Below are 21,207 nucleotides of genomic sequence, written 5' to 3' on the forward strand. Positions count from 1 at the left end.
TCCCTATTATTTGTATGGAGCATGTTTATGAAAGCGGCAAAGAAAACAGCAATCCGATTAACACTTTTAGCCAGTCTCATCTCAACCACCTCTGCCATGGCGGCAGATCAGGTGACGTTTCAATTAGATTGGCTACCAGGCGGTGATAAAGCGCCCGTTTATGTGGGGATTCAACAAGGTTTCTTTGCTGACGAAGATTTGGAAGTTAAGATCGCCAGTGGTCGTGGTTCTACTGATGCGTTGACTAAGATGGCCACAGGCCAATCGGATATTGGCAGTTCTGATATTGGCGCTTTGATGGCAGCCAAAGCGCAAGCCGATGTACCAGTGGTCGCCGTCTTTCCTTACTTCACCCAAGCGCCCCACGCGTTCTTTGTGCTAAAAAGCAGCGGCATTACCTCTATTAAAGATTTGAAAGGCAAAAAAGTCGCGACGTCGCCTTTTACTTCATCTAATGCTTTCTTGCCTTTGGTATTGAAGCAAAACGGTTTGAGTGAAGACGATATTAAATTAGTGAAATCTGATCCGGGTGCATTAGCACCAATGATGATTACTGGTAGTACCGACGCCATTATTGCTTGGGTTACCAACACAGCGCTTTATGAAGCACAAGCAAAAGGCGCAGGCAAAGAGCTGATCGAAATGCCTTGGTCAAATTCTGGTTTGTCACTTTATAGTTCCTCTGTTTTAGCGTCTGAAAAATTCTTAGAAGAACGTCCTGATGTTGCAAAACGCTTCATCAAAGCTTTCGCGAAATCCATTGAGTTTACTTATGCCAACCCAGATCAAGCGGGTGCGGACTTGCACAAAATGGTACCAGAAGTAGACGCCAACATTGTCTCCGCACAAATAAAGAGCATTTATAACTTGGTGTACAACGATGTCACCACAAAAGATGGCTTCGGTAATTTCACCGACGAACGTATTCAAAAAACTTGGGAATACGTAGCCGAAGCCAACGGTCTAATGGCGGACGCTATTGATCCAAAAACTGCCGTGAACAATAGCTTTAAACCGGAGTAGCCAAATGGAAGACAAAAACACGACAGATGACAATGCTAAAGCGGCCTACGTTAGCATGAAAAGCGTGGGTCATAAATACGACCCACGTCCAGAAACACCAATGGTAGTGCAAGGTATTGATCTCGACATCCACCGTCACGAGTTCGTGGCGGTTGTAGGACCTTCTGGGTGTGGTAAATCCACCCTGTTGCGCATGGTGGCAGGACTGCTGATCCCTTCTCATGGTGAAGTATCGGTATTCAATCTGCCCGTAACAGAACCTCGTGATGATGTGGGCATAGTGTTTCAAAAGGCCAATTTATTACCTTGGTTAACCGTGCGTAAAAATGTGTTGTTTCCACTCAAACACAAATACGGCAGCTATTCCGCCAGCGATGAAAAGCGCGCAAACGAGCTATTAGAAATGGCGGGGCTAACCCAGTTTGCTGACAAGATGCCAGACGAGCTGTCAGGCGGTATGCAACAACGTGTGGGTATTATTCGCGCACTGTTGCTTAACCCAGACATTCTTTTGATGGATGAACCTTTCTCGGCTTTGGATGCGTTAACTCGTGAGCAAATCGGTTTTGATCTACTGGATATTTGGAAGAAGAATCCAAAAACCGTGTTGTTTATCACCCACTCCATTAGTGAAGCCGTGCTGTTATCTGATCGCATTTTGGTAATGAGCAAGCGCCCCGGCACGGTTCTGGATTTGATTGAGGTGGATTTACCTCGCCCGCGCTCGTCGAAAACCATCAACTCCCCTCGTTTTGCTGAGCTAACCGATTTAATTAGAGGCTATATCTATGAACCCAACGTACCAGCCTAAATCCTGGCTCGGCCAGCAGGCAAATCGCTTCGCGCCTGGCTTGTTCTTTATCGGCCTTGTGCTGTTATGGGAATTAATCTGTCGTTTTGGCAATGTGCCAAACTACATTCTGCCGTCGCCATCAGCGATTTTTACCGCCTTTTTTGATGTGGAATTTTCTCGCTGGTTAACCCACCTTTGGGCGACACTACGTGTGGCTTTAATGGGGTTCGCCTTGTCTATCGTTATTGCGATTCCCTTGTCGATTAGCATGATGCGTTCTGAACTGATGAACCGCGTGTTGTATCCAGCTTTGATCGTGATTCAGTCTACGCCTGTGGTTGCGGTTGCGCCTTTGATCATTGTCTTGCTTGGCACAGACGATCCCTCTCGCGTGCTGATTACTTGTTTAATCACCTTCTTCCCTCTTGTGGTATCAACCACGACGGGCATGTTGGAAACACCGCCTGAAATGATCGAACTCAGCCAATCTTTGCGTGCTCCGCGTTATCGTGAAACTTGGCAGATCCGAATTCCTTATGCGATTCCACACATTTTCAGTGGCCTTCGTGTCTCTATCACCTTGGCGATTATCGGCGCTGTAGTAGCGGAGTTCGTCGCGGCAGAAGAAGGCTTGGGCTATTTCATTCAGTTCTCCACCTCGTTCTTTAAAATTCCACAAGCGTTTGCTGGGCTGATCTTCTTATCGGTTATCAGTTTGTTGCTGTTTAAATCGATCCAGTGGATTCAGGCTTGGCTTTTTCCGTGGAGCCTTCCTAAGAAGAAATCTTAATAATAGAGACAGATATGACATTAAACACTAAAGACACCGAATTTTTACGCCAAAGCTTTGCCCTAGCGGATGAAGCCAAACAACAAGGCATCCACCCGTTTGCGGCGATATTGGTCGACGATGAAGACAATGTGCTAATGAGCCAAGTAAATGGCTACTTGCCTGATTTCGATATGACGGGACACGCCGAACGCAAATTAATGACGCGCGCAAGCAAAGCCTATCGCCCTGACTTTCTGGCGAAATGCACCATGTACGTTTCCGCCGAGCCTTGCGCCATGTGTGCAGGCTCTGCCTATTGGGCAGGATTAGGACGCCTTGTGTATGGATTAAGCGAAGACAGCTTGAAACAGATCACCGGCAATCACCCAGAAAACCCAACCTTGGCTTTGCCTTGCCGCACTGTGTTTGAATCGGGACAACGAAAAGTGGAAGTCATTGGGCCTTGTCTTGAAGAAGAGGCAGCAAAATTGCATGAGGGGGTCTGGTAAATAAAAGCGGTGATTAAAAACGGTGATTAAAAACGGTAACGAAAAGCGACAATTAACTAAGCAATAGAAAACAATCGGAGTAGAAGCAGTCAGATGCATTTCTTTTGAAGTGCATCAGGTCATTGCTCCATTTTCCACTAGGAGGAGACCATAATGACTGATTCATATTCATTGGAAGAACTACAACGTGAAACCACGTTTGGTGGTGCAGGCGAAGACACCAACGACCGAGAAATTCGCATTATCGATATGAGCGATTTTGAAAATCGCCGAGAAGAAATCACCGAGCAACTTTGGCTTGCCGCAACCGAAATCGGTTTCTTCCAATTAAGCAACCACGGCATCGATCCTGAAGAAATAAAAGCCGCCTTCAAAGAGTCCGAGCGTTTCTTTAACCTTCCAGAAAGCATTAAAAGTAAATACCCAAGACCAAAAAGCGTCAATGCGGGCTGGGAAAGTCGCAGCCAAATTCGCCCTTCTACTGGCACCAAGGATCAAAAAGAGTCTTATCAGATTACCCAATACCACATGGATAATTTGTGGCCGACTGAAGAAGAGTTGCCAAACTTTCAAGCTAATACGCTGCGTTTTGAAAAACAATGTTGGGAAGTCGGCATGAAGGTATTGTCTTGCTTTGCCGACAAACTAGGCTTTGATCGAGACTTCTTTAGCAAAGCCCATGACCCACGTAAGCCAGACTACCAAAGCACCTTGCGCTTGTTGCACTACTACGCAACTGAAGGCGTCACCGAACAAGGTAATATTTGGCGTGCTGGCGCTCATACGGATTTCGATTGTTTAACGCTATTGTTCCAACACGAAGGCCACGGCGGTTTACAAGTTTGCCCCGGCGCAGAAGCAGAAACTCAGCGCTGGACCAGCATTCCGCCACTTGGTGGCGTAATCACCTGCAACATCGGCGATATGCTCATGCGCTGGAGCGATGACCAGTTGAAATCCAACTTACACAGAGTTCGCCAACCACGAATCGATGAATACTGTGGCAGCCGTCATTCCATTGCCTTCTTTTGCCAAGCCAATAAAACGCAGATCATCCAAGGTCCGGCTAAACGTTATCAACCTATCAGCGCGGCAGACTTTTTGACCCAGCGCATTCAAGCTAATTTCGTCGATAAATAAGTAGAAAATTAAAAAACCATCATAGTCATCCTATGATGGTTTTTTTATGTAAGACTTGATTCAAAATATCAAATAACAATATCTTCTTGGCGGTTGAATTGTATTAAGGCATTTTCAAACTCAGAAAGCGCGTTTTCAAAATCCACTCTTGAATTAAAGCCACCTAAAGATACTCTGAAGCAATTTACTGAAGGTAAAGACGCAGTAGGACAACGAAATAAATCTGCCGTTCTAACTTTGATATTTTTTGATGCAAAAAAATTATTCAGTTGATTTACATTAATATGACTCGGTAATTCCAACCACGCATTCAAACCGCCAGTCCGAGAACGGAAACCATGCTTTTCAACCAATGCATGAAAAGCGCCTTGCCGATAACGCATCTCACCTTCGAGAAGAGACTGGTTATGTTGAAAATTTTCACTTCTTAAGAAACGAATGGCCAATTCGAAGTTTAATGTCGATACCATCCAACACTGACTATGAATGCTCATATTAAAAGCTTGTTGCCACTGTTTAGGAACCAAACAGAAGGCAATTCTTAAACCACCCGCCACATATTTAGAGAGACTTGAAAGATAAAATATTCGATCTGGGGCTTGCTGTTGCAACGGCACTTTCCAGTTCTCTGGTAGACAATAATTCACATCATCTTCGATAATATAAAATTGATATTTCTCACTTAACTTTACTATTTCACTTAGCTGTTTTTCTGAGTACTGAATATTAGTCGGATTTTGAATGTTAGGCGTGATGTACAGTGCTTTTGGGCGAAACTTCTGGCAGTACTCTTCTAGCACAGCTAAATCTAAACCTTCCGCCGTTAATGGCACACTTAGCGGATTGACGCCGCGGGCTTCAGCCGCTCGAAATACACCTGGGTACGCTAGCTCTTCATGTAGAATGTAGTCATTTTCTTTGGTAAGAATTTGCAGGCAAGTATAAATCCCTTGCTGGGCTCCTTGTGTAAAAGTAATGTCATCTTTATCAATTTGAATCTTTTTAGAAGCAAGCCAATCGCTGAATATTTGCCGATGTTTTCGCAAGCCATTTGGCGAATAAGTCATCACCTCTTCTATTGAAATAAGATCTTGAGCCAATTCGTTTAGCGCATTTTTCACCAACATTTGCTGACCTAACATAGGCTGCATACTGGAGGCGAAATCGTATTCTTTAATGGCTGACACATCACTAGTCACAAAGGAGCTTGGAAGGTTTACATAAGTGCCTGCTCCCAGCTTTGCATTTACCAAGCCTTTCTTTTCAAGCAAGTCATACGCTCTTGTTACCGTGCCATGGGTAATTTCTAGCTTATCCGCCAAAAGTCTTTGCGCTGGCAACTTTTGTCGATTTGGTAATTCACCAGACTGAATCGCCTGCTCGATAAGCAAAGCCAATGCTTTGTACTTTGGATGCGCCAAACAAGCTTTATCGAATGCGTCTTTACTAATTTCTATAATTGTATTCATAACAATAAATAAATTGCCCAAAATTGTATTGTATGTAAACCTATATTGATACATTACACCAATAATTGTATCGATACAATTTTTGGCTGGATTTTTCTAATAAGGAAAGGAAATGATAAATAGCGCCCTATTGGAACTCGCTCCCGCTCTGATGCTTTTTTGCCTAATAAGCACCATCACACCTGGACCCAACAATATCCTGCTGGCTAACTCAGGGGCCAATTTTGGCATTAAAAGAACCTTGCCTCACGTGATTGGCATTCGTTTTGGCATGACAATACTGCATATAATGATTTTATTTGGCTTGGGTGAAATGTTTAAGCATTGGCCTTACCTTCATGAGGTGTTCACCTTTATTGCGGCAAGTTACATTGTTTATATGTCTATAAAAATCGCTTGTGCAAAAATGCCTTCAGACAAAAAGAGCCTTCAACCAATGGGCATTTTACAAGCCGCATCATTTCAGGCAATTAACCCTAAATCGTGGGCCAGCTTAATGACAGCAAGCTCTGTCTTCACATTGACTGGAGAGCTTTATTGGTCGTCGGCTTTGCTATGCATCATGATGTTTAATATCGCGACGTTACCCGGCACATTCATGTGGATTACCATAGGCAAGCTCGTATCTAAGAGACTCCAAGAACCTAAATTCCACCGTTACTTTAGTGTATCAATGGGATTATTACTGCTTGCGACCTTACCTATGATCTTTATCTAAAGATCGGCCAATCTGAATCCAGCAATTTTATGCACTTCGCTCATGGCGCGGTCAAACTCTGTTTGCCAGTCATTGGGCGTTCTGGCTTCAAAGCCTGCAAGTATCTGATCCTTGGTCGCGCCTTTTACGGCCATGATGAAGGGAAAGCCAAACTTCTCTCGATAAGTATCGTTCAGCTGTAGAAAATGCGCCAACTCTTCTTCTGAGCATTGATCCAGCCCTGCTCCTGACTGCTCTGAGGTTGACGCATGAGTGAGTTCACCCGCTAACGCTGCTTTGCCTGCTAGATCTGGGTGAGCCCGAAGTAGTATGAGTTTTTGTTCATCTGTACTTTGTTCTACGATGTCAGCCATAGTGGCTTTGATTTTGTCGATACTGTCGAAATACTCACTTGGATGCTCTGCTTTTTGTCGCCATAGTTCTTCTGCAACCCAAGTGGAATGCTCATAAATACTGCTAAATAGCGTGATAAAATCCGCTTCTTCCATTTCACTGATTACAGCTAACGGGTCGTGCATAATAGGACTCCAATTTCTGACGGCTCTAAAAATTTCTTACAAAAAAGATCTCTATGAATAACAAAAATCATATTACAGAAACACATGGCACAAATATTGATCCCTATGAAACAATATTTTCAGATCCATTTCACTTATAAAGACGCTTTCCTGCAAAAATCAGGCAAGCTTTCAGATTAGATTGAGGTAAAACAATGGGATACTTAACCACTCACATTTTAGACACAACAAAAGGAATCGCGGCCGCTGGAGTTAAAATTGACCTTTACCAGCATACTAAAGACGGTCAACGACAGCTGATTCATAGCACTGTGTCCAACAACGATGGGCGCTGTGATCAGCCCTTATTACAAGCAGATAGCTTCTCTGCCGGCATATATGAGCTGGAGTTCGCCATTGATGAGTACTTTGCTTCCAGCTCTAATGAAGACACTCTGAAAGAGAGTCCAAGCTTCTTAAATACCGTAATTATTCGTTTCGGCATCAGTGATGAAAACGCTCACTATCATGTCCCCCTTCTAGTTTCGCCTTATTCTTACAGCACTTATCGCGGCAGCTAGTCTTATGCAATTAGACTTCAGCCCAAGACTTAGTGAGCCAGAATGAAGCAAAACCCACAAAATTCGCACCAAGATAAAACATTTTCTGTCCTATCGGTCAAAGAAGAAAATACGCTTTTTTCTTCTTTGATCTATCACCACTGATTACGCACCACCCTAAAACAAAGGTTTCACATAAATAAATATAGGTTCATTTGTTTCATGGCATATTTATTGCCATTTACTCCTTTAACAAGACATTAAAAATTCGCTAAGACAACAAGAGAACGAAGCGAAAGATTAAAGGGGAATGATATGAAAGCACTTATTATTGGTGGCGGTATTGGTGGCATGTCTGCAGCGGCCGCGTTAAAGCAACAAGGCATCGAGTGTGAAATTTTTGAAGCGGTGAAAGAAATCAAACCTGTTGGCGCGGCGCTTTCTATTTGGTCTAACGGTGTAAAATGCATGAACCATTTAGGTATGGGCAGCATTATGGATGAACTCGGCGGCCCGATGCACAACATGGCTTACCACGATGGTATAACTGGAAGCGTAATGACCCAATTTAGTCTTTCACCATTGGTTGATGCGGTTGGCGAACGCCCTTGTCCTGTGTCCCGTGCAGACCTACAAAGCCAAATGATCGATTGGTGGGGCCGCGATAAAGTTCAATTTGGCAAGCGTATTGAAAAAGTCGAACAGAGTGACATTGGCGTCACCGCGTATTTTAGCGATGGTAGCAGCGCTGTGGGTGACTTTATGATTGCTGCTGACGGCACGCATTCTGTCGTTCGCGCTGATGTCATTGGCTATCAAACCGAACGTCGCTACGCTGATTATGTGAACTGGAATGGCTTAGTAGAAATAGATGAAAGCATTGCCCCTGGCGATCAATGGACAACCTTTGTCGGGGAAGGCAAACGCGTTTCTATTATGCCAATTGCCGGAGGCCGCTTTTACTTCTTCTTTGATGTGCCATTACCAAAAGGTCTAGCAGAAGACAGAAGTACAGTCGTTGCCGATCTAACGGGTTACTTTGCTGGCTGGGCTGAACCTGTCCAAAAACTGATTGCTACCATTAATCCAGAAACCACCAATCGCATCGAAATTCATGACATCGAACCATTCGATACCTTGGTAAAAGGCAATATCGCCCTACTCGGCGATGCGGCCCACAGCACAACCCCAGACATTGGCCAAGGCGGTTGCTCTGCACTCGAAGACGCCGTTGTACTTGGTCAGTGTTTCGCGGATCAATTCAAAGAGAAAGGCAAAACGGTTTCTGGTGTGCTAGCCGCTTTGAAGCAGTACGAAGAAGAACGCCGCTTCCGCGTAAAGGATCTAGTACTAAAAGCTCGCAAACGCTGTGATGTTACCCATGGTAAAGACATGCAAGAAACCCAAGCTTGGTATGATGAGCTAAGACACGAAACAGGCGAAAACATTATTGCAGGATTGCGTACTACTATTATTGGAGGGCCGCTAGCGTAATGCCAATAAGTCGCCAAGAAAGCACTAGAGAAGTGATTTCCCTACTGGGGAATCACTTTCTTGCCAGTTTCAAAAACCGCTCTCTGCTGTTAGTTAAATGTAACCGCATAGCAGCACGCGCAGCGTAAGAATCACCTCGCTCTATTGCAGTATACACTTCTTCATGCTCGTGGTTGACATGGGCGACATCAATACGCTTACGCGGAACAAGGCTGTTTTCCATGTGCTGCATGATATCGACAAAGTAATGATTGCCAGCCGATTTGGCGATTAATAAATGAAAGTTAAAATCCGCCAAACCAGCATCCGATACATGACCATTTCGGTCTATAGCTCGCAGTTCATCCAGTGCTTTGCGTATTTCCACTAGCTGCTCTTCAGTACGCCGCATGGCAGCCAAACCCGCAATTTCCACTTCCAAACCAATGCGCAGTTCCAAAATCTCTACCGCATCGTTCACATAATCAAAAGACAAATCCATTGGTCCTTGCCCTTTATTATTTAAAACAAAGGTGCCAATACCATGCTTGGTTTCTACATAGCCTGATGCTTGAAGTCGCTGTAGTGCTTCTCGCACAACAGTACGACTAACTCCATGCTCTTGCATGATGTCCGCTTCTTTAGGCAACTTATCACCAGGGTTTAATACTTTAATTTCTATTTTATTTAGTATTTCTTGAACCAGTTTTTGCGCCAAATTCCGTTGTGGCTTTTGTTCTGGACGGGGCTCATCAGCAGAAATAGTAGTCAGTAATGCATCTTCTTTCACTTTTAGTTATTCCTAACAACCAAAAAAGTCATCATACAACATATAAAAGAAATACGGAAAACTAAAAAAAAACAAGACATTAACTACTAACCAACTTCAAAAACACATGAGTTAAACGTGATAATGGCTCGAAAAAGTGATATTAAACACCATATAAAAAATAGTCATCATACCTCTTGACCGAAAACAAGTTAGTTGTATGATGTACTACATCAATTTATTACTGCTGATTACAAGAGATTTTCTTAGCCATGAAAATTACAAAAATAACAATCAGGCGCATTGCTATTCCATTTACGGCTGGCATACGAGACATAGCCCCCGTAAAAGAGGAAGATAAATTCAACGGCGCCTCTCCTAACATAGACAAGATGGAATCACTTCTTGTTGAAATAGAAACCGATACGGGTCTAACTGGCTGGGGCGAAGCATTCGGACACGCCTCAAACGTCGTGACTTATGCGGCTTTAGAACACCTTGTTGCACCTATGTTTGTTGGCAAAAACATCGCAAATTACGAACAACACCTCTACGCAGCCAAGCGTGCATTGCATAGCTTTGGTAGCTCAGGTCCTATGCTCTATGCCTTATCAGCAATCGATATTGCCATTTGGGATCTTAAAGCACAGCATGCCAAGCAACCCCTGTACAAATTTCTTGGCGGCACTACGGGCAAGATCAGTCTTTACGCTAGCTTAGTGAGCTACGGTAACGAACCAGATAAAGTCCGTGAAAACGTCTTACGAACTGCCAATGCTGGCTTCAAAAAAATCAAACTACACGAAACAACCTATGCGGCTATTGCTGCTGCACGCGATGCATTGCCTGACGACGTAGAGCTCATGGTTGATGTTAATTGCCCTTGGAATCTTACGGAAGCAACAGACAACGTCACTGAGTTAAAACCGCTTAACTTAGGTTGGGTAGAAGAACCTGTTTGGCCGCCAGAAGATGCAGCTCAACTTGCAACTATTAGAAAAATTGGCGTGCCTGTCTCGGCGGGTGAAAACGCCTCTGGCCCAGAAGGGTTTGAACAGTTATTTAAAGCAGGAGCCATTGATATTGCTCAGCCTAGCGCGAGCAAAATAGGTGGTATTACTGGCATGTATGATGTTTGCAAACGTGCCAAACACCACAACGTCAAAGTCGTCCCTCACTGTTTCTACTATGGTGCAGGCATGGTCGCTACCGCCCATTTCATCGCCGCAAACATGCCCGAAACATCATTGGAAATACCTTTTATTGAATTAGGTGATCACCTTCATCCACTTAATGAATGCCCTGCGACATATGATCTTGGTGACACTCTTGGATTAGGCTTCTCACCAAAGCCGGAAATCTTAGAGAAATACACCATAGCATGCAGCTTAATTAACGATAAATAGCACAATCTTTCTTAGCACAATAAAAACAAACTACGCTTAAAGCGTATTTAGGAGAAGACTATGTTCACAAGAAAAAACCTTGCCGCCCTTGCAATTACATCAGCCCTTGCTGTTACACCAGCGGCATATGCAGCAAAAATGATTACGGTTGCTAACTTTTTCCCTGACACTCACCCTAACAGCATTGCACTAAAAGACACCTTCAAGAAAGATGTCGAAAGTCTTAGTAATGGCGAGCTAAAAGTTAAAGTATTTAGTAATGGCGTTTTAGGTGCAGAAGAAAAGCTCTATAACTCCGTTCGAGGTGGCACAGTCAGCATGGCTATCCTTGGCACAATTATGGATAAAGAGGTTCCCAATGTTGGAATCATCCAACTGCCTTTCTTATTCAAAAATTACGAGCACGCTCAAAACGCATTAAATAGCGATATCGGTCAAAAACTGGTTAATGAGATGGACTCCAATACCGGACTGCACTTTCTTGCTTACGGCGTTCAAGGATTCCGAGTCGTTGCCAGTAACCGAGAAATCTCTTCTATGAGTGATTTCCAAGGACTTCGTTTACGCTTCCCTGGCATTACCAGCATGCTTGAAATCGGTAAAAATTTAGGCGCGAATATCACGCCTTTACCTATTTCAGAAGTGTTTAGCGCACTAGAGCAAGGTGTTGTGGATGGTGTAGAAAACCCATACCCAAATATTGTCGCGTCTAAGTGGTATGAAATTGTGAAATACATCACAGAAACGAATCACGTTTTCACGCCAAACTTGTACTTAATGAACAACAACATTTGGAACGCTTTAACTAAGGAGCAGCAGCAAGCTGTGTCTACTGCAGCCCAAAATGCAGCAAAGCAAGAGTGGAGTTTGTTGATCAAGCAAGAAGCACAAAACAAAGCAAAACTTGAGCAAGATGGTGTGAAAATCACAGTTCCAGATCAGGCTTTCCACGATGCGCTAATAAAAGCAGAACAATCTGCTTATGAAAACTTCTACAAGTCTCATCCAGGTGCTCGCGATATTGTTCAAGAAATCATTGCACTAGGCGAAAAGTAAGTTTGATAAGGGTGTCTATCTAATACGTATAGATGCCCTTTTTCCTATTAAACCTTGAATACTATTTGACCCATTAAGAGCATCCCCATGATGAAAAAGCTATCTCGCTCTGTAGACTTACTACTAGGAATCGGCATGGCGAGTTGTCTGGCCGCTATGTCTTGCCTTGTTTTCTCGAATGTCATTTTGCGCTATTTATTCGATTCTGGTATCACATGGTCGGAAGAAATGTCACGTTACTTGTTTGTATTTATGATCTTTCTTGGTACTACTCGAGCCATGAAATTCAATCAACACTTGAATGTCGATATATTTATTAAGCTTATGCCATTCAAATGGCTAAGAGTCACATTGCAACTTATTTCAGCTTCCTTGATGCTGTACGCACTCTGGTTACTCATCGATGGTAGCTGGCAATTAGCTAAGATTAATATGAATACTCTCGGCCCCGCCACAAATATGCCCTTATGGTTACTCTATGCAGGCGCAATGATTATGGGGGCTTGCATGTGCTTGTTTATTCTATTTGGCATTAGGTGCTTATTTGAAAACGAACAGCAACAAGACGCTCTCGACAAAAACAAAAACCATCAAGAAGGAGAAGCATAATGGAGCTGGTCATTTTTGCTGGCGCATTGTTTGGCGCCATTGTTATCGGTATGCCTATCGCCTTCGCGCTTATCATGACAGGTATGGCGCTGATGTTTTACATGGATATGTTTAACAGTCAGTTAATTGCAGAAAACCTAGTCAGTGGCAGTAATAATTTTTCTTTGATGGCAATTCCATTCTTCATACTCGCCGGTGAATTAATGAATGCTGGGGGGATTACCCGCCGAATTATTGATTTAGGCATGACTATGCTTGGCCATAAAAAAGGCGGCATGGGTTATGTCACCATTGTGGCAGCAATACTCTTTGCGTCTTTATCTGGCTCTGCAGTGGCTGATACCGTAGCGCTTGGTGCCATTTTGATTCCACTTATGGTGAAAGCGGGTTATGACCATAATCGCTCTTGTGGTCTTATTGCTTCTAGCGGCATCATCGCCCCAATTTTACCGCCGAGTATTCCGCTGATTTTATTTGGTGTCACCAGTGGCGTTTCTATCTCACAACTGTTTATTGCAGGCTTAGCGCCAGGGCTCATGATGGGTGTATTACTCATTTTTGTGTGGTGGTACGTAACTCGCAAAGAAGATATCGAATTACTAGAAAAGGCCAGTCTTAGCGAGCGTCTACATGCTCTAAAAAATGCGCTATGGGCGCTCATCCTACCAGTCATTATTGTTGTCGGTTTGCGCTTTGGTGTGTTTACCCCGACGGAGGCTGGTGCTGTCGCAGCGTTTTACGCACTGTTTGTCGGAACATTCGTGTATCGCGAACTCACGCCAAAACGCCTTTATGGTGTATTGGTAAATTGTGCAACGCTAACCAGCATCATTATGTTCTTAGTTGCCGCTTCGTCTATTGCTGCTTGGATGATTACCATGGCAGATATTCCTGGCGCTGTATCTGAGTTATTACAACGCTGGAAAGACGACCCAACCACCCTAATGATCATTATCAACATCTTGGTATTAATCATTGGTATGGCGATGGATCTTGCTCCGGTTATCTTAATTTTGACACCGGTTCTTATGCCCGTCATTACAGCAGCGGGTATTGATCCTGTCTATTTTGGCATTGTCTTTGTGCTTAACCTCAGCATTGGCTTGCTAACACCGCCAGTAGGTACGGTTTTGGCCGCCATATCCAGTGTCGGCAATACCAGCATGGGCGCAGTTACCAAAGGCATAGCGCCTTTCTTGTTAGCTCAACTCGCTTTGCTCATTGCTTTAATTTTATTTCCGTCATTGGTTATGGTGCCGTTTAACGCCTTATATCATTAAGCGGAATTTAAAGCTTAAGCATAATAGTCATGGCTTTCTCACCATTTAACCTCAGGTGAGAAAGCCAATTAAAACTTGATAAGAATCAAAAAACTCGATATAAATACATCTTCAACTGGAGATGACGATGAGTAAAAAGTTCTTATTGCTGACACCTGAGGATGGCGCCGATGTTCTGAAAAGCCTAGCTGCGCCCGCTCGATTGGCAATATTGTCCTTGTTACATGAAAAAGGACCAATGAATGTTAACGACATTTCAGACCTTCTCGAATTACCTCAATCATCGACTTCCAGTCATATCAACTCCCTCGAAAGTGCCGGTTTAATAACCACCGAAAGCCAAAAAGGCCGCAAAGGCAGCCAGAAAATTTGTCGTGCAACCCACGAAGAAATTGTCTTGTCTTTCAGCAACACCAAACAGAACAAAAACAATGTCATCGAAGTGGCTATGCCTGTGGGCTTATATTCTGAATTTGATGTCATGGCCCCTTGTGGTTTGTGTTCTGAGTCCGGCATTGTTGGCTTCCTAGACAGCCCAGACACTTACCTTTCTCCTGACCGCATGCGCGCCAGTTTGTTGTGGTTCACCAAGGGCTATGTGGAATATCAATTCCCCAACAACGCCCGCATTGCAGGCCAGACAGTGAAAGAGCTAGAGCTGGTCATGGAGCTTTCATCCGAAGTACCTGGCACGTCCGAAAACTGGCCTTCTGATATCCATATATCAATCAATGGCAAGACTGCAGCGATCTGGACAGCTCCTGGAGATTATGGCGATCACCAAGGCAAATACACACCCGATTGGTGGAAGCTTGCAGGCAGTCAGTATGGCCATTTAAAAAGCTTTCGTGTCACTAATGACGGTACATACGTCGATGGTGTACGGGTTTCTGATATCTCTTTGAAAGATCTCGCGCTTGAAGAGCATAGGTCGATTCGGGTACGAATCTCTGTTCCCGATGATGCTGAACACCCTGGCGGCATCAATATTTTTGGCAAGCAATTTGGTAATTACGACCAAGACATTATTTTACGCCTTCAATCTTAAACATCTTATTTTCTGATGCAGATGTCAGCAAGCCTGCCTTAACAAATAAAATTTATAAACCCTATAAGTTTCAATACTTTAAAAAAACCAAAACACTTACCTCTTTCTTTTTTCGTTACAAATCTCACTCACCCATACCAATTTTGGTATTTATCTGCACAAAAAATATACGTCTTATTGATTGACCTCAGGTCAAATATGCTTTTAATATCCACTAATCAGATAAGAAACATAAATATAGATACTTAATAAATTCTTAAAAAATACAAAAATAAGAAAGGAGACTTCCATGCGCGCCAATGTGACCGCACATAAAGATTATGTGATTGCCAAAATAGACCCTCGCCTTTACGGCTCTTTCATCGAGCATTTAGGACGTGCTGTTTATAGCGGCATCTACGAACCAGGTCATGCAACCGCAGACGAACACGGCTTTCGCCAAGATGTTATCGAACTGATTAAAGATATAGACGTACCAGTTACTCGCTACCCTGGTGGTAACTTCGTTTCTGCTTACAACTGGGAAGATGGCATAGGGCCAAAAGAAGACCGCCCAACTCGCCTAGACCTTGCTTGGCATACTTCAGAAAGCAACGAAATAGGTATTCACGAATTTGCAGAATGGGCAGAACAAGCCGGTACAGAAATGATGCTAGCGGTGAATCTTGGGTCTAGAGGTTTAGACGAAGCCCGCGCCTTCTTAGAATATGTTAATCACCCTGGTGGCTCTTATTGGTCTGATCTGCGTAAAAAGAACGGACGTGAAAAACCTTGGGATGTTAAACTTTGGTGTCTGGGTAATGAAATGGATGGACCTTGGCAAATCGGACAAAAAACCGCCGCTGAATATGGTCGAGTAGCATTCGAAACCGCTAAAGCCATGCGCGCTTTCGACAAAAACATCGAGCTGGTTGTTTGTGGCTCTTCTTCCCCTAAAATGCCGACCTACCCTGAATGGGAAAGCACTGTACTAGATTACACCTACGACACAGTCGACTACATTTCACTGCATATGTATTTCGATAATCACGAAAAAAACACCGCCAATTACTTAGCCAAAGCCAGCTTGCTTGATAACTATATCGACACCATCGCAGCAATCATTAAAGCCACTAAAGCCAAAAAACGCTCCAAACACGATGTGTATATTTCCTTCGATGAATGGAACGTCTGGTATCACTCTAACGAACAAGACAAAAAAATCCTCGGCGGCAATGACGGCTGGCCACATGCTCCCGCTTTATTAGAAGACATTTACGACTTTGCTGACACGCTGCAAGTTGGCTGTATTCTGAACACTTTCATTCGCCACAGCGACGTGGTCAAAATTGGCTGTTTGGCGCAATTGGTCAACGTTATTGCACCTATCATGACAGTGAAAGGTGGCCCAGCTTGGCGTCAGTCTACTTACTACCCATATTTGTATGCTTCTCAATATGGACGCGGTACAGCACTTAATCTTGCCGTGCAATGTCAAGGTTACGATACAGAGTTCGCCAGTGATGTTTCCTATCTGGATATTTCTGCCGTGGAATCCGATAAAGATGGCGCACTCACCTTCTTCATCGTCAACCGCCACCCAGATGAAAGCATTGAATTAGATCTGTCTCTACAAGGCTTCACACACCAGAAAGTGATTATGGATAAAGTCATGTCAGGTCATGCACTTGACGCAAAAAATGGCCCAGATGCAGAGCAAGTAGCACCAAAAGATGGTCAAGGCGCATCTGTTACGCAGCAAAAACTAACGGCAAGCATTGCTCCTATGAGCTATCGCATGATTCGACTTGGGGCGTAATACCCCAAGTTTTTCCGTTTAAAATTTGCTGAGAGAGGAAACCATGTCTGCATCTATCTCTATAAAAAATATAACAAAGCGATATGACAGTGTTACCGTTTTAGACGACATTAACCTACACATTGAAGACGGTGAGTTTGTTGTATTCCTTGGTCCTTCTGGCTGCGGAAAATCCACCTTATTGCGCATGATTGCGGGGCTGGAATCCATTACAGAAGGTTCCATTGAAATTGGCGACAAGCGCATTGACACCTTACCTCCGGGTCAACGTGGCGTCGCTATGGTGTTTCAGTCCTATGCGCTCTATCCACACATGACGACTCGCCAAAACATGGCGTTTGGTCTAGAAAACGTGAAAGTAGCCCAAGACGAAATTGATCGTCGTGTTAATGATGCGGCGAAAATCCTCGAAATCGATCATTTGTTAGACCGTAAACCCGGACGACTGTCTGGCGGTCAACGTCAGCGCGTCGCCATAGGTCGCGCCATTGTAAAAGAACCAAAAGCCTTCTTGTTTGATGAACCACTATCTAACTTGGATGCCGCATTGCGCGGCAGGACGCGATTGGAGCTAGCACAACTCCACCAGCGTCTTGGTTCGACTATGATCTTTGTTACCCATGATCAGGTGGAAGCTATGACGTTAGCAGATCGCATCGTCATTATGCACAACCAAAAAATTGAACAAATCGGCACGCCTATGGAAATTTACCAATACCCTGTGAGTCGTTTTGTCGCGGAATTTGTTGGCTCTCCACCTATGTCTATGTTGCCGATTAATAACATCCAACAAACCGCTAATGGCGTCACTGTTGAAGTCAGTAGAGCAGGAAGCATCGCCACAGCGATTACCCTTCCACCGGAGTTTAACGCCAAAGACGCAGTAATTGGCATTAGAGCGGAAGACACTGCGGTGGTTTCCTCAGAAGAAGATGGCCTTGATCTGACCATAAAAGTGGTTGAGCGTCTTGGTGATCGCACGCTGCTATATGGCACTTTAATCGACGGCACAGACCTTATCGCCGAAGATTCGGGTCGCTCAAAAGTGAAAGCAGGTGAAACAGTCAGAGTGTCGATTTCACCTCACGCTGCACATATCTTTGACGGTGATGGCCTTGCTCATCACAGTCAAATGGAGGTGTAAAATGGCGGAAAGTTATCGTCGTTCTCGTTGGACAAATGGCTTATTTGTCGTTCCCTACCTCAGTGTATTTTTAACCTTGCTGGTATTTCCGCTTGGTTGGGGAATTTGGCTATCGCTTAATAAAGTCGATCTGTTTGGTGGCGAACGCTTCATTGGTTTAAAAAACTACGCGCGCGTTTTGAGCGATCCAATCTTTGGTCAAGCAGTAAAAAACACACTGATTTTCGTTGGTGTGTCCGTGCCTACTTTGGTTATTCTGGGATTGTTTCTGGCGTTGGCCTTGAATAAAACCACCAAAGGCTCGTCCTTTTTAAGAGGTTTATTTTTTGCTTCTTCCATCTTGTCCGTCACCATAGTGACGCTCATCTGGCGGATCGTGTTTATCCCTAATGACGGCTTAATGGCGTTGATTTTCAACTATTTTGGCTGGCAGCCAATTGGATTTCTTTCAACGACGGGCTGGTCACTGTTTTCAGTGGGCGTAGCAACCGTTTGGTGGTGCATTGGTTTACCCATGATGCTGTTCTTAGCCGCCTTACAACAGATACCAAAAGACCTGTATGAAGCGGCAGCGTTAGATAACGCCTCCCGCTGGCGCGTGCTTACGCGTATCACCCTACCATCCATTAAATCGACCATTATGTTGGTGGCCATCATTCAGGTAGTCATGCAATTCCAGTTATTTGGTCAGGCACAACTGATGACCAACGGCGGCCCTGCGGGCTCGTCACGACCCATTGTGATGTACATATATGAGATTGGCTTCTTACGTTGGGACATAGGAATGGGCGCAGCTGCGTCACAAATCCTATTCTTAATTATTCTGTGTGCCGCCATGCTGCAATATTGGGTCAGCACTCGTAAAGAGGAGACAGACGCATGAAAGCATTAAACTATTCGCCTGAGCATTTAACCTCGAACCGTCGCTTGTTCTGGATCGCGGCTGCACTTGGTGTCATCATGATGGCGCCAGTAGCTTGGATTATTGGCCTCTCGCTGAAAGACAACGCGGAATTGCTCAAAGGCACAGAAGCTGTCTTTTCATTTCCTTATACCTTGGTGAATTACGCCAACATCCTTGAATCTTCCAGCGTTTTTGGCTGGTTTATGAATTCGATGATAGTGGCGGTTGGGCAAACGTTTGGTGTCTTACTACTTTCTTCTCTAGCAGGTTATGCCTTTGCAAGACTGGAATTTCCATTCCGTAAGACATTATTCATCATTGTATTATTTGGCTTAGCGGTACCAGAACAAGCGGTGATTATTGCCCGTCATCAGATGTTTAACTGGTTTGATCTACACAACACCCACATTGGTTTGATATTGCCTAACTTGTCTTCGGCGTTTGGCGTTTTTCTAATGACGCAATTCTTTCGGGCTATTCCAAAAGAAATTGATGAAGCCGCCATGCTAGATAATACATCAACTTTCCGTATCTTCTGGAAAGTACTGCTACCGCTGACGTTACCTGCACAAGCAACCTTGGGCATTTTCACTTTCTTGCAAGCTTGGAATGATTACTGGTGGCCGCTTATCTCCGCGACCAAATCTGACATGTACACACTCACTATAGGCATAGCCTCCTCGCAAACGAACTTTGCGCAATCCGAAGGATTAGGCTTTTTAGGGGCGCAAGCCATCTTCGCTTCCTTGCCCGTGGTGATCGTCTACATCTTCTTTCAACGCCACATAGTGACCGCGGTATCAGGAGGCGCCGTGAAATAACACTTGTCACAATGACTAAAAAATAATTTGAACTAAAAAGATCAGAAATTGGAAGTGAAATAGGGCTACAACAATAACAACGACCTAGGAGAATCAATAATGAAAAAGCTACTTCTTGGAACAACCGCAGTCAGCCTACTGGCGCTGTCTTCATGGGCCAATGCCAACACAACCATTGAGTTACAGCGTTTCTTTGGCGCTTGTGAAGCGGAATATGGCAAGACAACCGATGTGTCTGCTGCCGTTGGTGAATGCGGCATTATTACCACGCTAGTGAATAAATTTGAAGCTGACAATCCTGATATTGACGTGAAAGTCACCACAGTAGAATGGCCAGGATACGATCAACTTAACGCTCAGTTAGCGTCTCGATCCGCTCCAGATGTGGTCTCTATGCATTACTCTGCCATGTCAGATTACCAATCCCGTGGCCTTTTGGTTCCGCTTGATAAGTTACTAAAAGACCAAGGTATCAAAGCAACAGACTTTACAGACGCGGCTATTTCCAGTGTCACGAAAGAAGGCAAAGTCTATGCTCTTCCATTTGATAACTGGACCATGTTATTTCACGTAAATAACAATCTGATGAAAAAAGCAGATCTAATGAAAGCCGATGGCACGCCCATGCTACCAACCAGCCGTGATGAGCTTTTTGCGCAAGGCAAACAGTTCAACGAAGCGACAGGAAAGCCCTACTTAGTACAAGTTTTAGCTAACGAAACCGCCACGTACGCACGTATTTTTTATACCCTAATGATGCAACAAGACAGCAAATTCTTCGCCGATCCTGGCCATATTGATTTAAGTGGTGAAGATGCAAAAGCCGCACTTACCTTGATGAAAAACATCATGGACAAAGACTTAAGTACAAAAAATATGGATTACCCTGCTGCCGTATCAGCCTTTGCTAATGGCGCTGGCGGTATTGCAGTTAATGGGACCTGGTTAATTGGCTCTTATGACGCCCAATCTAAACAAGCCAATAACGCACTGTCTGACGGCTATAGCGTATTCCCTGTGCCTCAGTTTTTTAAACAAAAAGACGCCACTTATGCCGACGGACACGGTTGGGTTGTTCCTCGTGGTGATCGTAGCGATGAAAAAATGGCTGCTATTGGCAAACTGTTTAAATTCCTCTACGACAATGATTACGAATGGTCTCGTACTGGCCACTTGCCAACAGTCAAAAAAGTCATCGCCAGCGACAAGTTCAAATCCTTACCGCATCGTAGTGATATTGCAAAAATAGCCACAACAGGACAAGCCTTACCAGCTGGGGTATTACGACAATTTGCCATTCAAGACATTCTTGGTGAAGAACTAGGTTCTGCCGTTACTGGCAACAAATCAATAGACGATGCGTTAGAAACAGCGCAATATCGCATTAACGACTTGTTAGAAAATATCTGATTTATCTA

Annotated in this window: 21 protein-coding genes; 18 read left to right on the forward strand and 3 right to left on the reverse strand. The window is 44.1% G+C overall.

The features are described from left to right. Positions 1-27: 27 nt before the first annotated feature. The 5 genes from CYL31_RS12965 to CYL31_RS12985 all read left to right on the forward strand — a co-directional run bounded on the left by CYL31_RS12965 (position 28) and on the right by CYL31_RS12985 (position 4,237). Positions 28-1,023, forward strand: a complete 996-nt coding sequence (locus tag CYL31_RS12965) for an ABC transporter substrate-binding protein (RefSeq protein WP_212915631.1) — start codon at positions 28-30, stop codon at positions 1,021-1,023. A 4-nt stretch (positions 1,024-1,027) separates the two neighbouring features. Next, complete coding sequence (locus CYL31_RS12970; protein ID WP_212915632.1) at positions 1,028-1,834, forward strand: ABC transporter ATP-binding protein; 807 nt, start codon at positions 1,028-1,030, stop codon at positions 1,832-1,834. Further along, positions 1,812-2,606 (forward strand): ABC transporter permease, encoded by a 795-nt coding sequence (locus CYL31_RS12975; RefSeq protein WP_212915633.1) that lies wholly within the window; start codon positions 1,812-1,814, stop codon positions 2,604-2,606. The genes CYL31_RS12970 and CYL31_RS12975 overlap by 23 nt, the downstream gene beginning before the upstream one ends. A gap of 14 nt (positions 2,607-2,620) precedes the next feature. Further along, positions 2,621-3,097, forward strand: coding sequence for a nucleoside deaminase (locus tag CYL31_RS12980; protein WP_212915634.1), 477 nt, complete (start codon positions 2,621-2,623; stop codon positions 3,095-3,097). Between the two features lie 153 nt (positions 3,098-3,250). Next, entirely contained in the window at positions 3,251-4,237 is a 987-nt protein-coding gene (locus CYL31_RS12985; protein WP_212915635.1) for an isopenicillin N synthase family dioxygenase, read from the forward strand. 68 nt (positions 4,238-4,305) lie between these two features. Here CYL31_RS12985 and CYL31_RS12990 read toward each other — a convergent pair whose 3' ends face one another. Continuing rightward, positions 4,306-5,706, reverse strand: coding sequence for an aminotransferase-like domain-containing protein (locus CYL31_RS12990; RefSeq protein ID WP_212915636.1), 1,401 nt, complete (start codon positions 5,704-5,706; stop codon positions 4,306-4,308). A gap of 112 nt (positions 5,707-5,818) precedes the next feature. On the opposite strand from CYL31_RS12990, the gene CYL31_RS12995 reads away from it, so the two are divergent. Then, a complete protein-coding gene (locus tag CYL31_RS12995) occupies positions 5,819-6,424 on the forward strand; it encodes a LysE family translocator (protein WP_249411575.1) in 606 nt (201 codons plus the stop codon). Here CYL31_RS12995 and uraD read toward each other — a convergent pair. After that, on the reverse strand, positions 6,421-6,942 hold the full coding sequence (uraD, locus tag CYL31_RS13000; protein WP_212915637.1) for a 2-oxo-4-hydroxy-4-carboxy-5-ureidoimidazoline decarboxylase: 522 nt from the start codon (positions 6,940-6,942) through the stop codon (positions 6,421-6,423). The two genes, CYL31_RS12995 and uraD, sit on opposite strands and share 4 nt — an antisense overlap. A 194-nt stretch (positions 6,943-7,136) precedes the next feature. On the opposite strand from uraD, the gene uraH reads away from it, so the two are divergent. Together uraH and hpxO are read left to right on the forward strand one after the other, a co-directional pair. After that, entirely contained in the window at positions 7,137-7,502 is a 366-nt protein-coding gene (gene uraH, locus CYL31_RS13005; RefSeq protein ID WP_212915638.1) for a hydroxyisourate hydrolase, read from the forward strand. 294 nt (positions 7,503-7,796) lie between these two features. Continuing rightward, on the forward strand, positions 7,797-8,975 hold the full coding sequence (hpxO, locus tag CYL31_RS13010; RefSeq protein ID WP_212915639.1) for an FAD-dependent urate hydroxylase HpxO: 1,179 nt from the start codon (positions 7,797-7,799) through the stop codon (positions 8,973-8,975). Between the two features lie 52 nt (positions 8,976-9,027). On the opposite strand, the gene CYL31_RS13015 is transcribed toward hpxO, so the two are convergent. Further along, on the reverse strand, positions 9,028-9,744 hold the full coding sequence (locus tag CYL31_RS13015; protein ID WP_249411576.1) for a FadR/GntR family transcriptional regulator: 717 nt from the start codon (positions 9,742-9,744) through the stop codon (positions 9,028-9,030). A gap of 251 nt (positions 9,745-9,995) precedes the next feature. Here CYL31_RS13015 and CYL31_RS13020 point away from each other — a divergent pair, with 251 nt between their 5' ends. From CYL31_RS13020 to CYL31_RS13065, 10 genes are all read left to right on the forward strand, one after another. Further along, a complete protein-coding gene (locus tag CYL31_RS13020) occupies positions 9,996-11,129 on the forward strand; it encodes a mandelate racemase/muconate lactonizing enzyme family protein (protein WP_212915640.1) in 1,134 nt (377 codons plus the stop codon). A 60-nt stretch (positions 11,130-11,189) separates the two neighbouring features. Further along, entirely contained in the window at positions 11,190-12,185 is a 996-nt protein-coding gene (locus CYL31_RS13025; RefSeq protein ID WP_212915641.1) for a TRAP transporter substrate-binding protein, read from the forward strand. An 87-nt stretch (positions 12,186-12,272) separates the two neighbouring features. Beyond that, positions 12,273-12,794, forward strand: a complete 522-nt coding sequence (locus tag CYL31_RS13030) for a TRAP transporter small permease (RefSeq protein WP_212915642.1) — start codon at positions 12,273-12,275, stop codon at positions 12,792-12,794. Continuing rightward, positions 12,794-14,074, forward strand: coding sequence for a TRAP transporter large permease (locus CYL31_RS13035; RefSeq protein WP_212915643.1), 1,281 nt, complete (start codon positions 12,794-12,796; stop codon positions 14,072-14,074). The genes CYL31_RS13030 and CYL31_RS13035 overlap by 1 nt, the downstream gene beginning before the upstream one ends. Before the next feature lie 127 nt (positions 14,075-14,201). Next, the gene (locus CYL31_RS13040; RefSeq protein ID WP_212915644.1) at positions 14,202-15,122 is read left to right on the forward strand and encodes an ArsR/SmtB family transcription factor; all 921 of its coding nucleotides are present in this window, start codon (positions 14,202-14,204) and stop codon (positions 15,120-15,122) included. A gap of 289 nt (positions 15,123-15,411) precedes the next feature. Further along, positions 15,412-16,920: an arabinosylfuranosidase ArfA gene (gene arfA / locus CYL31_RS13045; RefSeq protein ID WP_212915645.1), complete on the forward strand. Its 1,509-nt coding sequence runs from the start codon at positions 15,412-15,414 to the stop codon at positions 16,918-16,920. Between the two features lie 43 nt (positions 16,921-16,963). Further along, a complete protein-coding gene (locus CYL31_RS13050; RefSeq protein WP_212915646.1) occupies positions 16,964-18,064 on the forward strand; it encodes an ABC transporter ATP-binding protein in 1,101 nt (366 codons plus the stop codon). Position 18,065: 1 nt separating this feature from the next. Next, positions 18,066-18,947, forward strand: coding sequence for a carbohydrate ABC transporter permease (locus CYL31_RS13055; protein ID WP_212915647.1), 882 nt, complete (start codon positions 18,066-18,068; stop codon positions 18,945-18,947). Next, complete coding sequence (locus CYL31_RS13060; RefSeq protein ID WP_212915648.1) at positions 18,944-19,789, forward strand: carbohydrate ABC transporter permease; 846 nt, start codon at positions 18,944-18,946, stop codon at positions 19,787-19,789. The genes CYL31_RS13055 and CYL31_RS13060 overlap by 4 nt, the downstream gene beginning before the upstream one ends. A gap of 99 nt (positions 19,790-19,888) precedes the next feature. Further along, a complete protein-coding gene (locus tag CYL31_RS13065; RefSeq protein ID WP_212915649.1) occupies positions 19,889-21,199 on the forward strand; it encodes an extracellular solute-binding protein in 1,311 nt (436 codons plus the stop codon). Positions 21,200-21,207 lie beyond the last annotated feature (8 nt).

Source organism: Marinomonas sp. A3A (assembly GCF_018336955.1).
In the GTDB taxonomy this organism is placed as follows: domain Bacteria; phylum Pseudomonadota; class Gammaproteobacteria; order Pseudomonadales; family Marinomonadaceae; genus Marinomonas; species Marinomonas lutimaris.

What these genes read in the sequence shown, in the direction of transcription:
- CYL31_RS12990 (WP_212915636.1), bottom strand. Translation starts at nt 5,706, where the DNA reads ATGAATACAATTATAGAAATTAGTAAAGACGCATTCGATAAAGCTTGT.
- CYL31_RS12970 (WP_212915632.1), top strand. Translation starts at nt 1,028, where the DNA reads ATGGAAGACAAAAACACGACAGATGACAATGCTAAAGCGGCCTACGTT.
- CYL31_RS12975 (WP_212915633.1), top strand. Translation starts at nt 1,812, where the DNA reads ATGAACCCAACGTACCAGCCTAAATCCTGGCTCGGCCAGCAGGCAAAT.
- CYL31_RS12965 (WP_212915631.1), top strand. Translation starts at nt 28, where the DNA reads ATGAAAGCGGCAAAGAAAACAGCAATCCGATTAACACTTTTAGCCAGT.
- CYL31_RS12985 (WP_212915635.1), top strand. Translation starts at nt 3,251, where the DNA reads ATGACTGATTCATATTCATTGGAAGAACTACAACGTGAAACCACGTTT.
- hpxO (WP_212915639.1), top strand. Translation starts at nt 7,797, where the DNA reads ATGAAAGCACTTATTATTGGTGGCGGTATTGGTGGCATGTCTGCAGCG.
- CYL31_RS13040 (WP_212915644.1), top strand. Translation starts at nt 14,202, where the DNA reads ATGAGTAAAAAGTTCTTATTGCTGACACCTGAGGATGGCGCCGATGTT.
- CYL31_RS13025 (WP_212915641.1), top strand. Translation starts at nt 11,190, where the DNA reads ATGTTCACAAGAAAAAACCTTGCCGCCCTTGCAATTACATCAGCCCTT.
- CYL31_RS12995 (WP_249411575.1), top strand. Translation starts at nt 5,819, where the DNA reads ATGATAAATAGCGCCCTATTGGAACTCGCTCCCGCTCTGATGCTTTTT.
- CYL31_RS13035 (WP_212915643.1), top strand. Translation starts at nt 12,794, where the DNA reads ATGGAGCTGGTCATTTTTGCTGGCGCATTGTTTGGCGCCATTGTTATC.
- CYL31_RS13020 (WP_212915640.1), top strand. Translation starts at nt 9,996, where the DNA reads ATGAAAATTACAAAAATAACAATCAGGCGCATTGCTATTCCATTTACG.
- CYL31_RS13050 (WP_212915646.1), top strand. Translation starts at nt 16,964, where the DNA reads ATGTCTGCATCTATCTCTATAAAAAATATAACAAAGCGATATGACAGT.
- CYL31_RS13055 (WP_212915647.1), top strand. Translation starts at nt 18,066, where the DNA reads ATGGCGGAAAGTTATCGTCGTTCTCGTTGGACAAATGGCTTATTTGTC.
- arfA (WP_212915645.1), top strand. Translation starts at nt 15,412, where the DNA reads ATGCGCGCCAATGTGACCGCACATAAAGATTATGTGATTGCCAAAATA.
- CYL31_RS13060 (WP_212915648.1), top strand. Translation starts at nt 18,944, where the DNA reads ATGAAAGCATTAAACTATTCGCCTGAGCATTTAACCTCGAACCGTCGC.
- CYL31_RS13065 (WP_212915649.1), top strand. Translation starts at nt 19,889, where the DNA reads ATGAAAAAGCTACTTCTTGGAACAACCGCAGTCAGCCTACTGGCGCTG.
- CYL31_RS13030 (WP_212915642.1), top strand. Translation starts at nt 12,273, where the DNA reads ATGATGAAAAAGCTATCTCGCTCTGTAGACTTACTACTAGGAATCGGC.
- uraH (WP_212915638.1), top strand. Translation starts at nt 7,137, where the DNA reads ATGGGATACTTAACCACTCACATTTTAGACACAACAAAAGGAATCGCG.
- uraD (WP_212915637.1), bottom strand. Translation starts at nt 6,942, where the DNA reads ATGCACGACCCGTTAGCTGTAATCAGTGAAATGGAAGAAGCGGATTTT.
- CYL31_RS12980 (WP_212915634.1), top strand. Translation starts at nt 2,621, where the DNA reads ATGACATTAAACACTAAAGACACCGAATTTTTACGCCAAAGCTTTGCC.